Genomic DNA, 18,358 nt, shown 5'->3' with positions numbered 1-18,358 from the left:
GCCGACGTGCAACGCCCCAACATCATCTTCATCATCACCGACCAGCAACGTTATGACACGATCGCGGAGCTGGGTTATCCGCACGTTCACACGCCCCACCTGGATCGACTCGTCCGCGAAGGCGTCTCGTTCGATCAGTGCCACGTCTCCGCAGCATCCTGCGCCGCCGCCCGCGCCAGCCTGTTCAAGGGATACTTTCCCCACACGACCGGAATCCTCAAAAACGCCGATCGCTGGCGGAGGAGTTGGATCGAGCGGCTCAACGACGCAGGTTACTATTGTGCGAATATAGGTAAAATGCACACCTGGCCGTTTTTGACCGAACTGGGCTTTCACGAGCGATTTGTCGTCGAAAACAAAGACCGCTATCTGGAAGGTCGCTACTTCTTTGACGAATGGGACAAGGCGCTTCGCTTTCGCGGACTGGTCAAGCAGCAACGCGAGCAATACCGCAAACTTCCCGATTACAACGAGTCGCTCGGCGCGTTCGACTGGGAATTGCCCGACGACACCCACCCGGACTTCTTCGTCGGGGACATGGCCAAATGGTGGATCGAGTCCACGCCCAAGAAAGACCCGCTGTTTTTGCAGATCGGGTTCCCCGGACCGCATCCCCCCTACGATCCGGTGCCACGCTATGCCGAACGTTACCTGAAACAGGACTTGCCGTTGATTCCAGTCACCCGAGAGGAACTGGACGGGCAACCTCCGGCGCTCCAAGAGTTGCGGGTTCACAATTCGCAGGTCGACCATGATTCGGTGGTGATGCCGTTGGACGTGGCGCCACAGCAGCGCCAGCGTCAGCGCGCGTATTACTTGGCCAACGTGACGATGATTGACGAAAAGGTCGGCCAGATCATGGCGGCACTCGAAGCGGGCGGTTACGCAGAAAACTCGATCGTGATCTTCACCAGCGACCACGGGGACTGCTTGACCGACCACGGCCAAAGCCAAAAGTGGACGATGTACGAACAGATCACCCGCGTCCCGATGATCGTCTGGGCACCCGGCCGGTTTGATCAGGGCCGGAGGGTCGACGGTCTGGTGCAGCAGATGGACTTGGGGCCGACGATTCTGGAGTGGGCCGGCGTCGACGTGCCCCCGGACCTGGAAGCCGTCTCGTTGGCCGGTGCACTGGAAAACCCCGACTCGTTCCAAGGACGCCCGTTTGTGTATTGCGAACAGGTCAAAGATGCGGTGTTGACCGGTTGTGAGTTCATGACGATGGTTCGTGACAAGACCCACAAGCTGGTCCACTTTCTCGACGAACCCCACGGCCAGCTGTTTGATTTAGTCGCCGACCCCGACGAATTGAACAACCTCTGGGACGAGCCGTCGGCTCAATTGCACCGACGGCGATTGCTCGACGAGTTGCGTGAATGGCGAATCCGCAGCGGCGTGCACACCAAAGACTGGTGCCGCGACCATCGGTAATCGAGGGTGACGCAACCTGCGCTGGTGTGCAGGCAACCGCCGCCCGGTTTCGCTGCGGAGCAGCGAGCGGGATGCGCCTGAAGGCTGGACACCAACGTGCGCTGGTGTGCAGGCTTTAGCCGCCCATTTCGCTGCTCCGCAGCGAGTGGGATGCGCCTGAAGGCTGGACACCAACGTTTGCTGGAGTGCAGGCAACCGCCGCCCGGTTTCGCTGCGGAGCAGCGAGTAGGATGCGCCTGAAGGCTGGACACCAACGTGCGCTGGAGTGCAGGCAACCGCCGCCCGGTTTCGCTGCGGAGCAGCGCGTGAGGATGCGCCTGAAGGCTGGACACCAACGTGCGCTGGGGTGCAGGCAACCGCCGCCCGGTTTCGCTGCGGAGCAGCGAGTAGGATGCGCCTGAAGGCTGGACACCAACGTGCGCTGGGGTGCAGGCAACCGCCGCCCGGTTTCGCTGCGGAGCAGCGAGTAGGATGCGCCTGAAGGCTGGACACCAACGTTTGGCTGGTGTGCAGGCTTTAGCCGCCCATTTCGCTGCTCCGCAGCGAGCGGGAATCGTCTGAACGCTGGTCACCAGCGTGTGCGTCGAAATTCCGTGACAGCACCCAGTCGTGCGGGTACGACCTGGCCGGGTTTCTGCGTAGAATCGTGCGTCGCAACCCTTGCACCCCGACTCGTCCCGTAAACGGAGTTCCCGATGCGTTTTTTCGCCAAGAGTTTGTCGGTCGTCACGCTCGCCGCTTGTGCCTCGTTCTCGCCTGTTGTCGCTGAAGAAAAGTCCGCCGAAAAAGTCTCCGGCATCGACCTGTCGATCTTCAGTGATTCGGTCGCTGCGGGTGACAATTTTTATCGCTATGCCAATGATCGTTGGTTGACCGAAACGGAGATCCCATCGGACAAATCAAACTACGGTATCTTCACCGTTCTGGATGACAACACGCGTGCCCAAGTTCGAACGCTGATCGAACAGGCGGCCGAATCCAACGCGGCGCCGGGCACGCCGAAACAGAAAGTCGGCGATTTGTACGGCAGTGTGCTCGACCTGGAAGCGCGAAACGCCGCAGGGCTCCGCCCGATCGAACCGTTGCTGGCGGAGATCGCGGCGGTCGATTCACAAACCTCGCTGGCTACCACGATCGGCTCGCTGCGCCGCGCCGGCGTCGGAGCGCCGCTGGTTCCCTATGTGTCGATCGACGCCAAAAACAGCGATGCCTACACCGTTTACGTGACGCAATCGGGCCTGTCGCTGCCCGACCGCGACTACTACTTGCTGAACGAAGAACGTTACGTCGAGCTGCGCCACAAACTGCACACGTACATCGCCGATCTGCTGCGGTTTGTCGACCACCCCGACCCCGAGGCGGCGGCGAAATCGATCGTCGACATCGAAAGCAGGATCGCCAAGATTCATTGGACCAAAACGGAAAACCGTGATCCGATCGCCACCTACAACCAACGAACGCATGCCGAAATCGATGCGATGTTGGGGACGATGAAGTGGTTCGATTACGCCCAAGCCGCGGGGATCGACGCCCTCGACACCGTCGTCGTCCGACAGCCGTCCTACATCGAAGCGTTGGCGGAGCTGTTCGACGAGTTTTCGATCGAGCAATGGAAAGACTACTTCACCTACCACACGATCGACGGTTCGGCGTCGGGGCTGAGCGAAACACTCGAGAAACGCCATTTCGATTTCCACGACACGGCGATCAGCGGAATCGACGTCCAGCAACCACTGTGGAAACGCGGTGTGGACGTCACCGGCGGTGTGCTGGGCGAACTGGTCGGCCAGTTGTATGTCGAAAAACACTTCAAACCCGTCGCCAAGAAACGGATGAACGAATTGGTCGACAACTTGATTCGTGCCTTCCGAGGCCGCATCGAGTCACGCGACTGGATGGGCGAAGGGACCAAGAAACAGGCGCTCGAAAAACTGTCCAAGTTCACGACCAAAATCGGTTACCCCGACGAGTGGAAGGACTACGACAAACTGAAAATCGGTGACGGCGTGCTCGGCGATCATTTGTTGGCGTCGGCCCGGTTCGAATACGAGCGTGACCTCAACAAGCTGGGCGGTCCGATCGACCGCAACGAATGGCATATGACCCCGCAAACGATCAATGCCTACTACAACCCGACGATGAATGAAATCGTCTTTCCCGCGGCAATCCTGCAGCCGCCCTTTTTTAACCTGGCTGCCGATGATGCGGTCAACTACGGCGGGATCGGCGCCGTGATCGGTCACGAACTCAGCCACGGGTTCGATGACAAGGGCAGCAAGTTTGACGGCAACGGCAACCTGCGGATGTGGTGGACCGAAGAAGACCGGGCGGAATTCGAGAAACGCGCCGGCGGGCTGGTCGAGCAGTACAACGGTTTCGAAGCGATCGAAGGGAAATACGTCAACGGCGAGTTGACGCTGGGGGAAAACATCGGCGACTTGGGCGGATTGAGTGTCGCCTATGCCGCCTATCGCTTGTCCCTCGGCGACTCCCCCGCTCCGGTCATCGACGGCCTGACCGGTGACCAACGGTTCTTCCTGGGCTGGGCCCAAATCTGGCGACGGTTGTATCGCGACCCCGAATTGGTGCGGCGACTGAACGTCGATCCCCACAGCCCCAGCGAGTTTCGCGTCAACGGAATCGTCCGCAACATGGATGCCTGGTACGAAGCCTTCGAGGTCAGCGAAGACGACGAGTTGTACGTTGCTCCCGAGGACCGCGTACGAATCTGGTAGGTGTTAGCTATTAGCTATTAGCTTTTAGCACGGAGCGGATAGCACGGAGCGGATAGCACGGAGCGGACGATGACTGCGTCGCTGCCGTCGCCAGACGGCGGTCTTGGCAAGACGGGGGTGGCAGAATGATTCTCCCGCATGATTCTGCCACTTCCAATGATTCGGTTATCGAGAACGCGTTGGTAACGAGCGGACGGAGCGACGGCTACTCCTCGTCGCTGGTGCGTCCGGCGGCCCATTTGCGAACGATCCGCAAACGTTCCTCTTCGGATCCGTAGATCAGCGCCATCGCTTCCTCGCCGCCGACGATGTCGAAGGCCGTCAGCACTTCATCTTCGTTGAGCAGTTGCTGGGATTGGAACAAGCGAACTTCGGCGAGCGTTCGCAGATTCAGCCCGCCTCCGCTGGCCAACAGCGACCCGATTCGTTTGCTGGCGATGGCAGGGGTCAAGCTGGGAAGTTCCGTGGTGATGGTTTCCCGATCGATGATTCCGAAGAAATTGGCCAACTGCTCGCCGATGTAGTCCCTGGAGGCCATGTTCTTCGTCCGAGCTTTCTGGGCGAATTCGAGTGAATCAATCGTCTTGGAGACCCCCAGCGATTTGCCGGTCGGCACGTGCAGCAACCGGCAGCGGCTGATGTTTTGGGTGTACTCGCCACGCAGCGGTTTGAGCAGGACATCGAGATGGATGATCAGATCCAAGCCGGCCTTTTGAGCCCGTCGGACGTTGTCCGACGAGTCGCCTTCGCCGAGAAACACGATTCCCGGCCGCCACAGTGGGAGGGAGTCGCCTGCGCTTTCGATCAGCTGGACAAACTCTTCGGAGACCGTTTCCACGCTGCCCGATTCGGCGGTGACATCCGTCATCGCTCGACCGAAGTCGCCCTGGGTGTAACGTCGATCAAACTCTTCGCCCAGGATGGTGGTCACCATTCCCAAGGTGTTGGATAGGCTCGTTTCGGCTTCTTCGCTGAGCATGGTCACGTCGAGGGCGGCGAGCCTGTCGGCCGGACTCAGGGCGGCCGGGGCAGCGGCACGCGTGCGGGCACGGCCGGAGCCCATCATCATCATTTCCTGTTCGTACATCTCATCCATGCCGTCCATGTCTTCCATGCTATCCATGTCCTCCATGCCCTCCATGCCCGGTCCGCCACTGCCGCGGGGGCCACGACTTCCGCCGGGCACGCCGAAATCTTCTTCCATCCCAAAGTCATCCATGCCGGCTTCCATCCCGCTGTCGTCGAAGCCGCTGCCGAATCCGCCGCGTCCGGCCGGATTGACGTCACCGATCGGTTGCGGATCGGTCGCGTCGCCGCGCACGGCGTACGAGATGCCCCAACGCAATTGCCACGTCGGGCGTTTCATCAGGGGGCTGTACTTGACCAGTTGAAGCTGGTTCTGGGCCGATTCGTACTCGGCGACGATGTGGCCAAAGTAAAGCCGCATGGCCAGTTCGTGTTTGCCTTTGGCGTAGGCCACGATGGCATCGTTGAGCAACACGGGGCCGGCTTGGACCGGCGGCGCGGCAGCCGGATCGGCCAAGGTCGCGAAATTCGTCGATTCAAACGCCGAAGTCAGGGCTGCGGAGAGCCGTGCGGCGACCAGGTCTTGGGTGGACATGCCGCGTCCCGACCGGGAGCGTCCACCCGGACCCGACGATCCGTACATGTCGGAGTCGTATTCCTCCATGCCCATTTCCATGTCCATCTCGTCTTCGTACCCCTCCATCCCCATCTCGTCCTCGTAGCCTTCGGTTTGGGCATGTGCGGGGGGGGCGGAGTAGGCGATCCCGGCCAGGGCGATCGCGATCACGACCAGCGGCATTGCCGCGGCCTTCGGCAAACAAAACAGGTACCCGAACCGTTGCGGAACGTTCATCAAAAGAGTAGCCATGTGCGATCTCGTCAGAAGTTGCGACGAAGGAGACGGCCGACCGTCCCTCATCTGCGGGGCTGAAGTCTGCGGGGCGGAGCCACGATTGACGCGTTAAAAGTGGTGCCTCAATCGGCTCAAAAGCGGTCAATTTCTCAACCGCAATTGCCGGTTACAGCGTATCATAGACGCCTTCAGCGGCGAGTGTTGCATCTCCACCAAGTTGGGAGAATGTAAAAAAGTTTCTCAATGTGCAGAAAAACACCCCCCTCGGTGGGAACCAATCGCCAAACGATCAGTCGAAGTCAACGCTGAGGTCTCGGCATCGAGCTGTGCGCGCGGGCAGCTGAACCCGCACGGGGTGTGCCGAACCTTCCACCATTTAGGAATTCACCGGAACGAAATGGGATCCCGCCGGCGATCAACGAAAGGTAGCAACGCGAGCAATCGTTCGCGTCGGTTGGATGCTGGAATTTCCCAGCAGGAGGGTGGCGACGAATCAGCCACCGGCGAACGCGAGTTGAAAAAGGCGCGGTCGTCACGCCGTCGTCGTCGACTGATTTTTGAAAGTCTGGGACAGCGGCGTCTGCTGGCGGTCATCAGCGGGTCGGTCTACCACGACCTCGACGGCTCGATGCGTCCGGACCCTTCGGAAGTCCGGCTCGACTCGCGACTGGCGTACATCGATGCCAACGAGAACGCCAACCTGGACCCGGGCGAACCCTACGCGATCGGCGATGACCAGGGCCAGTTCCGGTTCGACGATCTGGCGGCCGGGACGTATCCGGTGCGGTTGTTCGACGGATCGCAGCAGCAACGACAAACCTTTCCGGTGGGCGCCGTGCAGACGCCGTTGCCGGCGTCGTTTCAATCGCCCATCGATGCGATCCTGGCCGGCAATCAGCTCGGCGTGTTGACCGAGGACACGCTTGTGCAGGTCGATACCGCTGGCACCCGAACGTCACAGGTCCCCCTGAGCTTTACCGCGACGGCACTGGTCACCGCCACCGCCAACGGCCCGACCGGTGGGGTTTCGGCGTCGATCATCACCGGCACCTTCGCCGAAGTCGGACAACAGCGATCAGGCATCTGGTTGGTGCCGGCCGGCGGCGAAGGTCCGCGTTTGATCCAATATTCGGCCGACCCGCGTGCGTTCGCAGCTCCCCAATCCGCCGTCGGAGCCGACGGCAATGGCGTCGTGATCGCTGCCGGCAGCGAACAGGGCGACCCCGGTACGATTCATACGCTGCGGATCACGCCGTCCAGCTCCGGCGACCTGCCGGTTTACGCACAAGTCACGCCGACCCGTGTCACCGTCCCGGCCAGCACCCAAGTGCTCGCGTCGGTCCACTCGGTCGATCTGTCGACAGCTCCCGGAGAAATCGGCAGCCGCAGCGTGATGGCGTGGCCTCAGGTCGCGACGACCGGCTCGATGGCCGCCGGCGAGGACGGTTTCACGCCGGCATTGATGGCGACGTTGTGGAGCAACGAAGCGGCCAGCTGGATCTCCGGCACCGAAACGGTAATCGTCGGCGCGACGGAGTTGCTCAGTTTCGATGATGCCTTGGGACTGCTAGCGGTGCGTTATTCCGAAGGCGACGTGGGCATCCTGGATGTCGACGCCGGCTTCGCCCCCCTGCACCGCTTTGCCCCAATGCCCGGCCCGTCCAGTTTCATTCCCGGACAAGAGGCCATTGCGACAGTCACCTCCCGCGATTCGGGCTTTGTGCTGTTGCTACACGACATCCGCGACGGCGAGCTTTTGACGAGCCTTCCGATCGAGACCGAATCGATGGGCAATCCGGTCGGCATTGTCCCAGGTCCGTCGCTGGATTCGTTGTTCCTGCTGGGTGACTCCGGAACCTCATCGGTCAAGTTAAATCAACCGGTGGCGCACCGCGTCGTGGTGGAACGTGACGACGACGAGGTCGAGATCGAATTCGGCGTGCAAGTCGATGGCGAGAACGACCATCCGAGCGTCCCCGATCGATTCAATGCGTCCATTCGCGAAGACGCGACGTTCGAAATCGATGCGTCTGAAATCGCCGCGTTGGTTGCCGACGCCAATCGAGACCGGCTGATTTCATTGATCGTTGAAGAACCCGCCCACGGTTCGGTCACGCTCCGTCCCGACGGCGGCCTGAAGTACCAGCCCGATGCCGACTACAACGGCATCGACTCCTTCTCTGTCCGGTTCCACGACGGACAAGCCCCCTCCCAGCCGATTCAATTCAGCGTCTCGATCGCCCCCCAACCCGATCTGCCGCGCGGCATCCGACTCCTCGGTGACGGTGTCCCCGAGCACGCCCAAGGCCGCTACGAAGTCGGTGCGCTTCACATCGACGACGCCGACATCAACAACGACTACGACCTGGAAGTCTACGATCCGCGTTTCATGATTGAAGACGGCATGCTGGTGTTCGTCAACGGAGGCCTGGACTACGAGGTCGAACCAGAGATCTATCTGCTCGTGGCGGGATTTGACCGCGACGCCGGACAGTACTTCAGCCACGACCTGGTGGTCCCGGTCCTGGATGAAAACGATCCGGTCATGGATCTGATGGCGTACTACACGATGGTGATGGAGAACGACGAACAAGCGTTCGTGGCCGAATTGGAAGCGTTCGACCAGGATCGCGGTCAGACCCTGACCTTTTCGGTCGATGACGAGCGATTCGTCGTCCACGGGGACCGACTTTCGCTCAAGGAAGGTGAATCGATCGACTACGAAGCCGAATCCGTGGTCGTTCTGACGGTCACCGCCAGCGACAATGCGGGAAGCACCACGTCGACCGAGATGCGCGTCCCGATCGTGGATGTCCCCGAAGCGGTCACCGAAATCACCTTGTCCAACCAGACGGTGATGGAACTCGAATCGGGGGCGGAGGTCGGGGATGTCCATCTCGATGGTCTCGCGGCCGCTGACAGTTACGAACTGACCGTCGACGATCCACGTTTCGAAATCGACGGATCACAGCTGAAACTCCTGGACGATCGATTCGTCCGTCGCTCGGCCGCTGAACAGATCGAACTGACGATCACCGCCCAAGACACGTCGGCCGTCTTCGATGCCGTCACGGCCACGTTTGTGATCGAAGTCCTGGAGAACGAAACGCCATTCCACAACGATGACAATCCCTACGACGTCGACGGCAACGGAACCGTGACGCCGCTCGACGCACTGGCCATCATCAATTATCTGAACATTTATGGTCCCGGTCCGGTCGGCCCCGGTGACCCCGGCTACGGATACGACGTCAACGGCGACGGACAAGTCACCGCGCTGGATGCCTTGCTGGTCATCAATATTCTCAACACGCTCCAGAACGGCGGAACCGTCGGCGGCAGCAACCACAGTCCCGCGACCGGGCCAGATGCTGGTGATTCCAACGACCAAGGGACCGCCGAAAATTCTCCTGCCGACCGCGCCCCGTCCGGCTTGCCCTTGCAAAACACACCCTTGGTGAACGCACCACAGGCTGACCCATCACAGGGCGGCGAAAACCAGAACACCAGCGGCCCGATCAACGATGCACCGGCCATCGCCGGCACGTCCGCAAATCGATCCGCGATCGTCACCACAGCTGATGCGACGTTGACGTATGAGCAAACGATCCAAGCAACCGATTGGCTTCACCAGATCCGGGACGAAGACCAGAACCCCGAACTGACTCGTGCCATCGACGAGCTGATCACGTTGCTCGATGAATCGAAGGAGTGATCAGGGCGCCTCGGACGTCTTGCCCAGGATTACCGACAAGTACGGTCGTTTGGCGTCGGCGAACAGCCATGGTTTGACGCGGTAGCGAATTCGAGTCTTTTGGGTGGCTTTCATCCAGAACGTCCGCTCGACTTCACGACGCAGTTCCACGGATTTGTCCAGCTTTCGTTTTAAGCTGGACGCCCGGGGCATGTCCGCCCAAAGTACGATTTCCAGCGTCACGCCGGGTTCACGCAGCTTCGACACCGCTTCGGAAATCAGCTGGACGGCGTGCAAGCTGAGTTTCCCGGTGGCCGCATCCGGTGGCTCGAACGAATCGAACACGACCTGGTCTTCGATTTTCGGCAGCGCGTCCAGGTCCAACTGCGATTCCAACTCGGTAAGGAATTTTTGGAATTGCTCTTTCTCGCGGTCGATGACCCGCTGGTGTTCGTTGACGTCGTCGGGGCCGACGTTCTTATCCGACTTGTCCTCCATGTTCTCCGCCAGGGCATAGATCGGCTTTTGCGCTTCTTGCTGAATCACCTCGTTGGAGCGGCTGCCACTGAGATGACCGGGTTGGCCGGAGCTGGAGAATGCGTTGACGAAGGAGCCGGTACCGGAGTGCATGTTCGCCCCGGTCTGTTCCTTGGCCAATGAATTGAGCACGATAAAAAACGCCAGCAGTGCCGTCATCGTGTCGCCGAACGAAACCAGGTACGCCTTGCTGGGAACGCTCGGCGCCAGCTTTTTCCGTTTGCTCATCGGTTGCCCTCGTATTTTTCAATCACGATTCGAACCATTCGCGAAGTCACGTTGTCGGCGACGCTGGTTCCGATTTGCCCCGGACGGGCGCGTTCGACGTGGTACAGATGGTCTGCCAGCGCACAGACCCGCTGGTCCATGTCACGGTCCGAGATTTCGAACGTGCAGTGAATGCTAAGCGACCTCAATTGAGCAGACAACTTGGCGGCGACTTGCATCCCGCGTTGGGTGAGTTTCAGATTGCGATCGACCAGTTTGTCCAGCGGCATTTCAAAGGCGTAGGACTTCATCACGTCCTTTTGACTGGCCTGTTCGCTGACTGCTTCCAAACCGCGTCCGATCGCTTTGGTCGTCATTTCTTTTTCGATCGGCGGCATTTCGCTGCCCTGCATCGCGATCCGAGCCGCCCGCGGACGGATCCGTTGGCTCCACGAGTTGCGATCCAACTTGTCATGCTCATGACCCGCCACACCCGTCGCTCCGGCAGCGCCGAACACGCTGGCGGTGACCTTTTCAAACCGCTCCGGCTCGGTCGTGGCAAACGTCAACAACAGAATAAAGAACGTCATCAACAGCGTGATCACGTCGCTGTACGTCATGAACCACGCCGGGATGTCTTCCGGCGGGTCGTCTGGGGTATCGCTCGCCATCGGTCTAAGCCTTTGCCAAAATCGATCGGCGAGATTTCGGAGACAGGAACCCGAGTAGTTTTTCTTCGACCACCCGTGGACTCTCGCCTTCACCGAGCAGGGCGATGCCGCGAATGATCAATTCACGAATCATCGTTTCTTCCTGGTTGCGCGTTTCCAGCTTTCCGGCCAGCGGAATACAGACCACGTTGGCGATCAATGCTCCATAGAGTGTTGTCAACAACGCGGTCGCCATCCCGCCACCGATCTTGCTGGGGTCGTCCAACGAGCGAAGCATCTGGACCAGACCGATCAGGGTGCCGATCATGCCGAACGCGGGCGCGGCTGCACCGGCCGAGTCGACGATCTTCTTGCCCGTCACGTGCCGTTGCTCGATGTACGCCAGTTCGGTTTCCAGCGTCCGCGCGACGTCTTCGGCCGGGACGCCGCTGATCAGCGATTCCAAGCCCCGTCGCATGTAGTCGTCTTTGATCTCGGCGGCTTGATCTTCCAATGCTAGCAAGCCGTCTTTACGAACGACTTCGGCGAACTTTTTGAATTGCGCGATGGTTTCCTGGGCGCTGGGCAACTTGAACAGGAAGCACTTCAAGATGACGCCGAAGGCGCCCAGGTTGTACTTGAGGGGAAAGTTGATCAGGGAGGCCGCCGTCGCACCCCCGAATACGATCATCATGCTGGGGGGATCGATGAACGGCCCCAGGCCGCCTCCACCCATCGCGATCGAGGCCAGAATCAGACCGAACCCCAGGATCAGTCCGATGATTGTTGCGATATCCATTACAGCCGAGTTCTCCCCCGCGACACCGAATTGCCGCCCCTTAGTGTTCGCAGCCGGGGCCCGTGCGGAGGCATCCTGGTCTGCGTTGGAATCGAGTATCAAAACCGTCTTTCGATTCTTAGTTCACCGGTAGAGATCGACCGAATTGCCATCGACTCAGCCCCACAGGATGGCCTAATTGAGGGAACACCCTCACCGACAGACGGCGCCGAGACGGGGTTTCGCCAACATTCTCCGCAACTTGTCCTTAACCCGGACAGCTTAACAGGCCGATACAAACGGTATGTCTGGAATATTTTACCAAATGGATCTGTTGGGCTCGGCCGTCAACGCTTCGGAAAAAAGCCATCGCGTTGTCAGCCAGAACATCGCTAATGTCAACACGCCTGGATACAAGACCAAGCGTTTGGAATTTGAGCGTTTGTTGGCTCAGCTTCAATCCTCCGAGGCCAAGGACGGGGCTGGCACTGAATTGCCGGTCAAGGATTTGGAGGGATTGGAAGAGCGGGTGGACGGGAACAATGTCAACTTGGAGAAGGAAGTGGCGGAACTGAAGGAGAACGCGTTGGCGTTTCAAGCCTTTTCGCACTTACTGGCATCCAGGGTATCCACCATGCGGCGTGCCATTTCAGGCTAGGGGTGGTTTTGAGAGTTACCCCGACAATCAAACACAGTGACGAAGGAACGCATTGATGGTTCGATTTCCAACGATTGACATCGCCGCCTCCGGCCTCGCCGCCGAGCGGTTTCGGATGGAGGTGACGGCCAACAATATCGCCAATGCCGGCACCACGATGACGGACACCGGCGAGCCCTACCGTCGACAGGCGGTGGTGTTTGCTGCGGGGCTGGATCACGCCCATGGAAAACATGGCAGTGCGGCGATGCACGGGGTCGAAGTGGTCGGCGTCGAAGGCGACAGCAGCGAATTTCCGACCCTGTACAACCCGGCGCACCCACACGCCGACGAGAACGGCTTCGTGAAACTCTCCAACGTCAAGATTCCTGAAGAAATGGTGGACCTGATCACGGCCAGTCGCTCCTACGAAGCGAACTCCAAAGCGATCAGCGTCTTTAAAGAGATGGTCGAACAAACGCTCACACTGCTCCAAGGAGGCCAGTGATGTCTGCCCTGCCCCCCATCGGTCCGAATCCGTTGGCCACCAACCCCGTCACCACGACGGGGTCGCCCAACATCGCCTTCCCCACCGCGGTCGAAAAGCCCGAGGCGGGGGATCGCAATCTGTTCATGGACCTGATGGCCCGTGCCAACGAAGACCAGATCCGATCCGAAGAAGCGATCCAAGGCCTGGTCTCGGGTGAAAACCAGGACGTCCAGCAAGTCGTCATGGAGGTCGTCAAGGCCGAGATGTCGTTTCAAGTCTTTATGGAAGTCCGCAACAAAATCGTCGATTCCTACAACGAACTGATGCGCATGCAATTCTAGCCAACCCCCTGCAGTTTTAGACGACCTTCGTGTTACCTCCCAAACGCGACTTTCGCTTGCTTGATTTGCCTTGAACGTTATCCAGCCCTATATCGATGCCCTCCTGAATATCTGGCGGCACAGCTCTCCTTCAGCAAGGATCGGAATCCTGCTGTTGGCGGTGCTGTGTGCGGTCACCGTTGGAGGCGTGGGCTATTGGTCGGTCCAACCCAGCTACGTCGTGCTGGTCAGCCAGGCCGAAGGGGACCAAGTCGATCGTGTGATCAACGCCTTGGACAAGGCCGGGATCGATTACCAGCTCTCCGGAGCCGGCGGGAATCTGTTGGTCGACAAACGCGATTTCGCCAAAGCCCGTTTGTTGGCACGCACCAATGGCGTTGCAGACGCCGGGGCCGTCGCCGATCTGCCCATGGGGGGTGCGTTCGGCAGCCCGACCGAACGCCGCAACCGAGCGCGTTTGCAAAAGCAACAAAGCCTCGCCTCGACGATCAAGAAACTCGAGATCGTCGAAAACGCCGACGTGCACCTGAACATTCCCGACAAGGGCCCGTTCGAACGCAAAACCTCTCCGCCCTCGGCCAGCGTCATGCTGACCCTGCGTTACGGAGCCCGGTTGAACGACCAGCAAGCCGCGTCGATCGCTTCCTTTGTCGCCTATGCCGTCGAAGACCTGCGTCCCGAAGCCGTTCAAATCACCGACCGAGACGGTCGCAGCTATACCGTGCCGGACGAGCAGGCACAGCAAATCGGTAGCCAAGTCGAGTACATCGCCGAGGCCGAACGCAAACTGGCCCACAAGGCCGAATCGCAACTGCTGCAGTTCCTTGGCTATGGCAACGCCAGTGTCCAAGTCAGCTTGGACATGACGTTCACCCAGGGTTCGACCAAAACCACCAAATACGACGCCGACGGCGCCGTCCCCAGCCAAGAGGACTTGATCTCCGAAACGACCACCAACACCGCCCCGGCCGCCGTCGGTGCCGCGGGAGTTGCGTCCAATTTGAATTCACGCAGGGGGGCGACCGGCACCAGCAACATTCTCAACAAGACCGAAAACGTCAAAACCAGCTACCTGGTCCCGATCACCGAAGAAACGCAAGCCAATTCCACGCCCGTCCGCAATTTCCTCAGCGTCAGTGTCCTGGTCAACTCCGAAGCCAACGGCATCAAGGGCGAAGACGGCGCGTTGACGCCGGGGCTGAACGAAAAAGTCAGCGCGATTGTCAAGAATGCGGTCGGTTTTCGCGACGACACCGACACCATTTCCGTCGAAATCCTGCCATTTCCCGAGCCCTTGCTCACCATGACGGCTCCGGAAAGTACGTTTGACTGGACCAAGATCACGTCGATTGTTGAAAAGGCATCACTTGCGATTGCCGCCCTGCTGGCCTTTGTGTTAGGCCTCATGCTGCTTCGCCGGTTCGGACCGGCCAGCAAACCGGGCGGCATCGGAGCCGATCAACAAATCGACGGTACCCGCCTGGAAAACGTCAGCGAATTGTCCCGGATGATCAAAGAAAACCCCGAAGTGTTTGCACAGGTCGTTCGATCTTGGTCCGGAGCCGATTCCGATCGAGATTCCGATAAACGCAACGCCGCGTGACCACAGGAGGGTTGGCAACGATGAAGATGATGTTGACTCGACCCGAGCGTCTCGCGCTGCTCTTGCACCTGATGGGGGACGAGGCCACCGAGATGGCCCGGCAAGATCTCTCCGGCGAAGCCTTGGACGAACTCGATCAGGCACTCAAGGACTTTGAGTCCTATCCGCCCAGTCAGGAAGAAGTCGATATGGTCCTCGGCGACTTTGAAGACTACTTCCACATGGCTCTGCAGACGGTCGATAAAAAGGACCCCACGCCGGAAGACGAGCAGCACGACGACGACGGCCCCAAGATCCTGCAGATCGCCGAAGAAAGCTTTGACGTCGAAATCGAACCGACCAAACGCTTCACACCGCCAAAATTGACCGGCGACACCGTTCGCGATCTCAACTTGATGCACCCCTATCAAGTCGCCCAGGCGCTCAAGAACGAAAACCCGGTCGCCACCGCGATCGTGCTGCGCAAACTGGCCAACGAACACGCCGCGAAAACACTCGAATTCCTGCCCGAAGCGGTTCGCCCCAACGTGTTCCTGCAACTGGCCCAGCCGCTGACCGTTTCATCGTTGATCCAAGAACGTATTCTCGCCAAAGCACTGCAGTTGTCGCTCCAGGTCGAAGAGCGTGAGACCGAACAGGAAACCACCTCCCAAATGGCGAACCTGATGCGTTCGCTTCCCAGGGCGCTCCGCAAACCGATGCTCGACGAACTGGAAAAACGCGACAGCGACCTGGCCGAAACCGTTCGAAATCAACTCTACCGCTTCGAAGACATCGAGAAACTCGGTGACCGAGACCTGCAAAAACTGCTCGGACAATGCCAGACCGATGCCCTGGTCTGTGCCCTCCAGCAGGTCGATGAATCCTTGCTGACGTTCATCTTGTCCAACATGTCCAAACGGGCCAAAGAGTCGCTGCAAGAGGAAATGGAATTCAAGACCAACGCGACCGAAGAGGAAATCATGGAGGCACGGGGCTCGATTGCCAAAATCTTGGCCGGCCTGTGCGAAGCCGGTGAGGTGAAAATCGATTGATATGGCTGTGATTCAAATCCCCTTCGATCAATCCCTGGCCAACGTCACCGTCGCACGCGGCCCACTTGCGATGCCGTCGACCAGTGGCGTGTCCAGCGCCGCGATGAATGTCTCGGCGAATGCTCCGGCAGCATCAAATCCGAACGCCCGGTCCGCCGCGGAGTCCCGCGACGACATCGCCGCCTCCGCACTGAAGACACTGCAATCGATCGAGCAGCAACTGCAGCACCTCGACGCCAAACTCAATGAAGAGTTTTCCTCAATCGGTGTGCAGCTGACCGCGGCGGCCACGCAATTGGCCAAACAGGCTCTCGGCAGCGACAGCAGCCTTGTCGAAGAACGCGTCGCACACTTCGCAAACATTTTGCTTCGCCAAGTGCACCCCAGCCAATCCGCGGTCATCTTCGTGAACCCGGACTGTGTCACGCCGTTGGAATCCTGGTTGTCCCAAGTGGAGTACGAGGCGATCGAGATTCAAGCCGATGCCACGGTCCAGCCGGGCGACTGCCGAATCGAATCCAACGGCAAGGGGTTCCTCGCGTCACTGGAATCGTTCCTCGACGCCGCGGGGAAACAGATGTCGATGATCAGGGGAGACGCCTAGCATGCTGACGTCGACGCTGCGAAACGACCAATGGCTTCAAGCGACCGGGCGCTTGCAAAGCGTCGAAGGCCGGATGTGTGCGACCATCGATGCCGGGCTCGGTGAGCTGGTGCAAATCACCTCGTCGACCGGTCAGAGCGTGTTGGCCGAAGTGATCGGGTTCAACGACGACAAAGCGCAGTTGATGCCGTATCATTCCGGCGTCGATTTTCAACGTGGCAACGTCGTGGTGTCCACCGGCAAACGCATGCGTGTCCCTGTCGGTCGCCAACTGCTCGGACGTGTCATCGATTCGCTGGGACGCCCGATCGATTCACTCGGTCCGATCCATTGCGACGCGACGGCCGAACTGCACTTTGAATCACCCGATCCACTGACACGTCCGCTGATCCGCCAGCCTTTCGTCACCGGCGTCCGTTCGATCGACGGGTTGCTGACGATGGGCCAAGGCCAACGGGTCGGACTGTTCGCCGGCAGCGGTGTGGGCAAGAGCACACTGTTGGGCGAGATCGCCAAACACGCCTTATGCGACATCAACGTCGTCGCCATGATCGGCGAACGTGGGCGAGAGGTCCGTCCCTTTATCGAAGACACGCTGGGAAAAGAAGGCCTGGCCCGATCCGTCGTCATCGTCTCGACCTCCGACCAGCCGCCTTTGGCCCGGATCCGTGCCAGCGAATCCGCCGTCGCGATCGCCAGTTGGTTTCGCTCGCAAGGCATGAACGTCCTGTTCATGCTCGACAGCCTGACCCGTTTGGCACACGCACAACGCGAACTCGGGCTGCTGCTCGGCGAACCGCCCACGTCTCGCGGCTACACCCCCAGCGTGTTCCAGAAGATGGCCCAGTTGCTCGAACAGCTCGGGACCAGCGACAAGGGCGTCATCACCGGTTTACTGACGGTGCTGGTCGACGGCGACGACATGAACGAACCGGTCGCCGATTCGGCGCGGGCGATCCTGGATGGACACATCGTTCTGGATCGAAAACTCGCCCACGAAGGCCACTTTCCCGCGATCAATGTGCTCAAGAGCGCCAGCCGGCTGTTCAAAGAGGTCACCGACAAACCGCATCAGCAGCAAGCCGCCAGCATCCGCCGGGTCTTGGCAAAGTACTTCGAAGTCGAAGATCTGATCCAAATCGGCGCCTACCAAAAAGGCGCCATGCCGGATTCCGATCGCGCGATTGAGACCTACCCCGAGGTCAACCGGTTCTTGCGACAGGCCATGGACGCACCGAGCACCTTGGCGTCGACCCAAGCCGGTCTCAGTAGGCTGCACCAACTGATCGGGCAGCCACAATGAGCGAATTAAAGAAAAAGATCGATCGAATTCGTCGCATTCATTCGCTGGAAACCAGCCAGTTGAATGTTTTGATCGGAGAACTCGCTCGCATCGATGCGATGTTGGCGTCGCACCAAAAACGACTCGATGAATTCGAAGCGCTAAAACGGCAGGGACTGGAAATCAACCAGGACTGTTCGATTGAATCGCTCACGCAAACCAATCTCTGGATCGACAGCATCGATCGTTCCATCAAAATCGTCCGCGAAGTCCTCTCCAAATGCGAATCCGAGCGTGCCGAGGCGCGTTCGCGCGTGATGGATCAACGCACGCGGGTTCGCGGACTGGAAATCCTGATGGACCAGCGAAGGCTCGAATTTGATGCAGACGCCATGACGCAACAAATGTTATTGGCAGATGAAAACGCGCTTAAAAAGTACGCAAGGAATTAGA

General features: G+C 59.5%; 15 protein-coding genes. 11 read left to right on the top strand and 4 right to left on the bottom strand.

Features of this window, described 5'->3' with window-relative positions:
* The first annotated feature begins 6 nt into the window (after nucleotides 1–6).
* On the top strand, nucleotides 7–1,434 hold the full coding sequence (locus TBK1r_RS25690) for a sulfatase family protein (RefSeq protein WP_419580391.1): 1,428 nt from the start codon (nucleotides 7–9) through the stop codon (nucleotides 1,432–1,434).
* A 695-nt stretch (nucleotides 1,435–2,129) separates the two neighbouring features.
* On the top strand, nucleotides 2,130–4,169 hold the full coding sequence (locus TBK1r_RS25685) for a M13 family metallopeptidase (RefSeq protein ID WP_145217405.1): 2,040 nt from the start codon (nucleotides 2,130–2,132) through the stop codon (nucleotides 4,167–4,169).
* A gap of 205 nt (nucleotides 4,170–4,374) precedes the next feature.
* Here TBK1r_RS25685 and TBK1r_RS25680 read toward each other — a convergent pair whose 3' ends face one another.
* Entirely contained in the window at nucleotides 4,375–6,063 is a 1,689-nt protein-coding gene (locus TBK1r_RS25680; protein WP_145217402.1) for a hypothetical protein, read from the bottom strand.
* 439 nt (nucleotides 6,064–6,502) lie between these two features.
* Between TBK1r_RS25680 and TBK1r_RS25675 the strand changes: the two genes are divergently transcribed.
* Nucleotides 6,503–9,763 carry a dockerin type I domain-containing protein gene (locus tag TBK1r_RS25675; protein ID WP_419580390.1) on the top strand — a complete coding sequence of 1,087 codons (3,261 nt, stop codon included), beginning with the start codon at nucleotides 6,503–6,505 and terminating at the stop codon, nucleotides 9,761–9,763.
* Here the strand turns inward: TBK1r_RS25675 and TBK1r_RS25670 are convergent, their stop codons facing one another.
* Genes TBK1r_RS25670 through TBK1r_RS25660 form a run of 3 tightly spaced genes read right to left on the bottom strand, consistent with a single transcriptional unit; the run spans nucleotide 9,764 to nucleotide 11,935 of the window.
* Nucleotides 9,764–10,507: a flagellar motor protein MotB gene (locus TBK1r_RS25670; RefSeq protein WP_145217395.1), complete on the bottom strand. Its 744-nt coding sequence runs from the start codon at nucleotides 10,505–10,507 to the stop codon at nucleotides 9,764–9,766.
* Nucleotides 10,504–11,157 (bottom strand): flagellar motor protein MotB, encoded by a 654-nt coding sequence (locus TBK1r_RS25665; RefSeq protein WP_145217391.1) that lies wholly within the window; start codon nucleotides 11,155–11,157, stop codon nucleotides 10,504–10,506. The genes TBK1r_RS25670 and TBK1r_RS25665 overlap by 4 nt, the downstream gene beginning before the upstream one ends.
* A 4-nt stretch (nucleotides 11,158–11,161) precedes the next feature.
* Nucleotides 11,162–11,935: a motility protein A gene (locus TBK1r_RS25660; RefSeq protein ID WP_095739174.1), complete on the bottom strand. Its 774-nt coding sequence runs from the start codon at nucleotides 11,933–11,935 to the stop codon at nucleotides 11,162–11,164.
* 283 nt (nucleotides 11,936–12,218) lie between these two features.
* On the opposite strand from TBK1r_RS25660, the gene flgB reads away from it, so the two are divergent.
* The 8 genes from flgB to TBK1r_RS25620 all read left to right on the top strand — a co-directional run bounded on the left by flgB (nucleotide 12,219) and on the right by TBK1r_RS25620 (nucleotide 18,357).
* Nucleotides 12,219–12,572 (top strand): flagellar basal body rod protein FlgB, encoded by a 354-nt coding sequence (flgB, locus tag TBK1r_RS25655; RefSeq protein ID WP_095739173.1) that lies wholly within the window; start codon nucleotides 12,219–12,221, stop codon nucleotides 12,570–12,572.
* A gap of 55 nt (nucleotides 12,573–12,627) precedes the next feature.
* On the top strand, nucleotides 12,628–13,059 hold the full coding sequence (gene flgC, locus TBK1r_RS25650) for a flagellar basal body rod protein FlgC (protein ID WP_145217388.1): 432 nt from the start codon (nucleotides 12,628–12,630) through the stop codon (nucleotides 13,057–13,059).
* Complete coding sequence (fliE, locus tag TBK1r_RS25645; protein WP_145217385.1) at nucleotides 13,059–13,382, top strand: flagellar hook-basal body complex protein FliE; 324 nt, start codon at nucleotides 13,059–13,061, stop codon at nucleotides 13,380–13,382. The genes flgC and fliE overlap by 1 nt, the downstream gene beginning before the upstream one ends.
* A 70-nt stretch (nucleotides 13,383–13,452) precedes the next feature.
* Nucleotides 13,453–14,985: a flagellar basal-body MS-ring/collar protein FliF gene (gene fliF, locus TBK1r_RS25640; protein WP_145217382.1), complete on the top strand. Its 1,533-nt coding sequence runs from the start codon at nucleotides 13,453–13,455 to the stop codon at nucleotides 14,983–14,985.
* Between the two features lie 20 nt (nucleotides 14,986–15,005).
* Complete coding sequence (locus tag TBK1r_RS25635) at nucleotides 15,006–16,019, top strand: FliG C-terminal domain-containing protein (protein WP_145217379.1); 1,014 nt, start codon at nucleotides 15,006–15,008, stop codon at nucleotides 16,017–16,019.
* A gap of 1 nt (nucleotide 16,020) precedes the next feature.
* Nucleotides 16,021–16,623, top strand: coding sequence for a FliH/SctL family protein (locus TBK1r_RS25630; protein WP_145217376.1), 603 nt, complete (start codon nucleotides 16,021–16,023; stop codon nucleotides 16,621–16,623).
* A 1-nt stretch (nucleotide 16,624) separates the two neighbouring features.
* Nucleotides 16,625–17,926: a FliI/YscN family ATPase gene (locus tag TBK1r_RS25625; protein WP_145217373.1), complete on the top strand. Its 1,302-nt coding sequence runs from the start codon at nucleotides 16,625–16,627 to the stop codon at nucleotides 17,924–17,926.
* Entirely contained in the window at nucleotides 17,923–18,357 is a 435-nt protein-coding gene (locus TBK1r_RS25620; RefSeq protein WP_145217371.1) for a flagellar FliJ family protein, read from the top strand. The genes TBK1r_RS25625 and TBK1r_RS25620 overlap by 4 nt, the downstream gene beginning before the upstream one ends.
* Nucleotide 18,358: the final 1 nt, after the last annotated feature.

Origin of the sequence: Stieleria magnilauensis (assembly GCA_007753675.1) — a bacterium.
Classification (GTDB): Bacteria; Planctomycetota; Planctomycetia; order Pirellulales; family Pirellulaceae; genus Stieleria; species Stieleria magnilauensis.
This window is presented reverse-complemented; position numbering and strand designations above follow the sequence as displayed.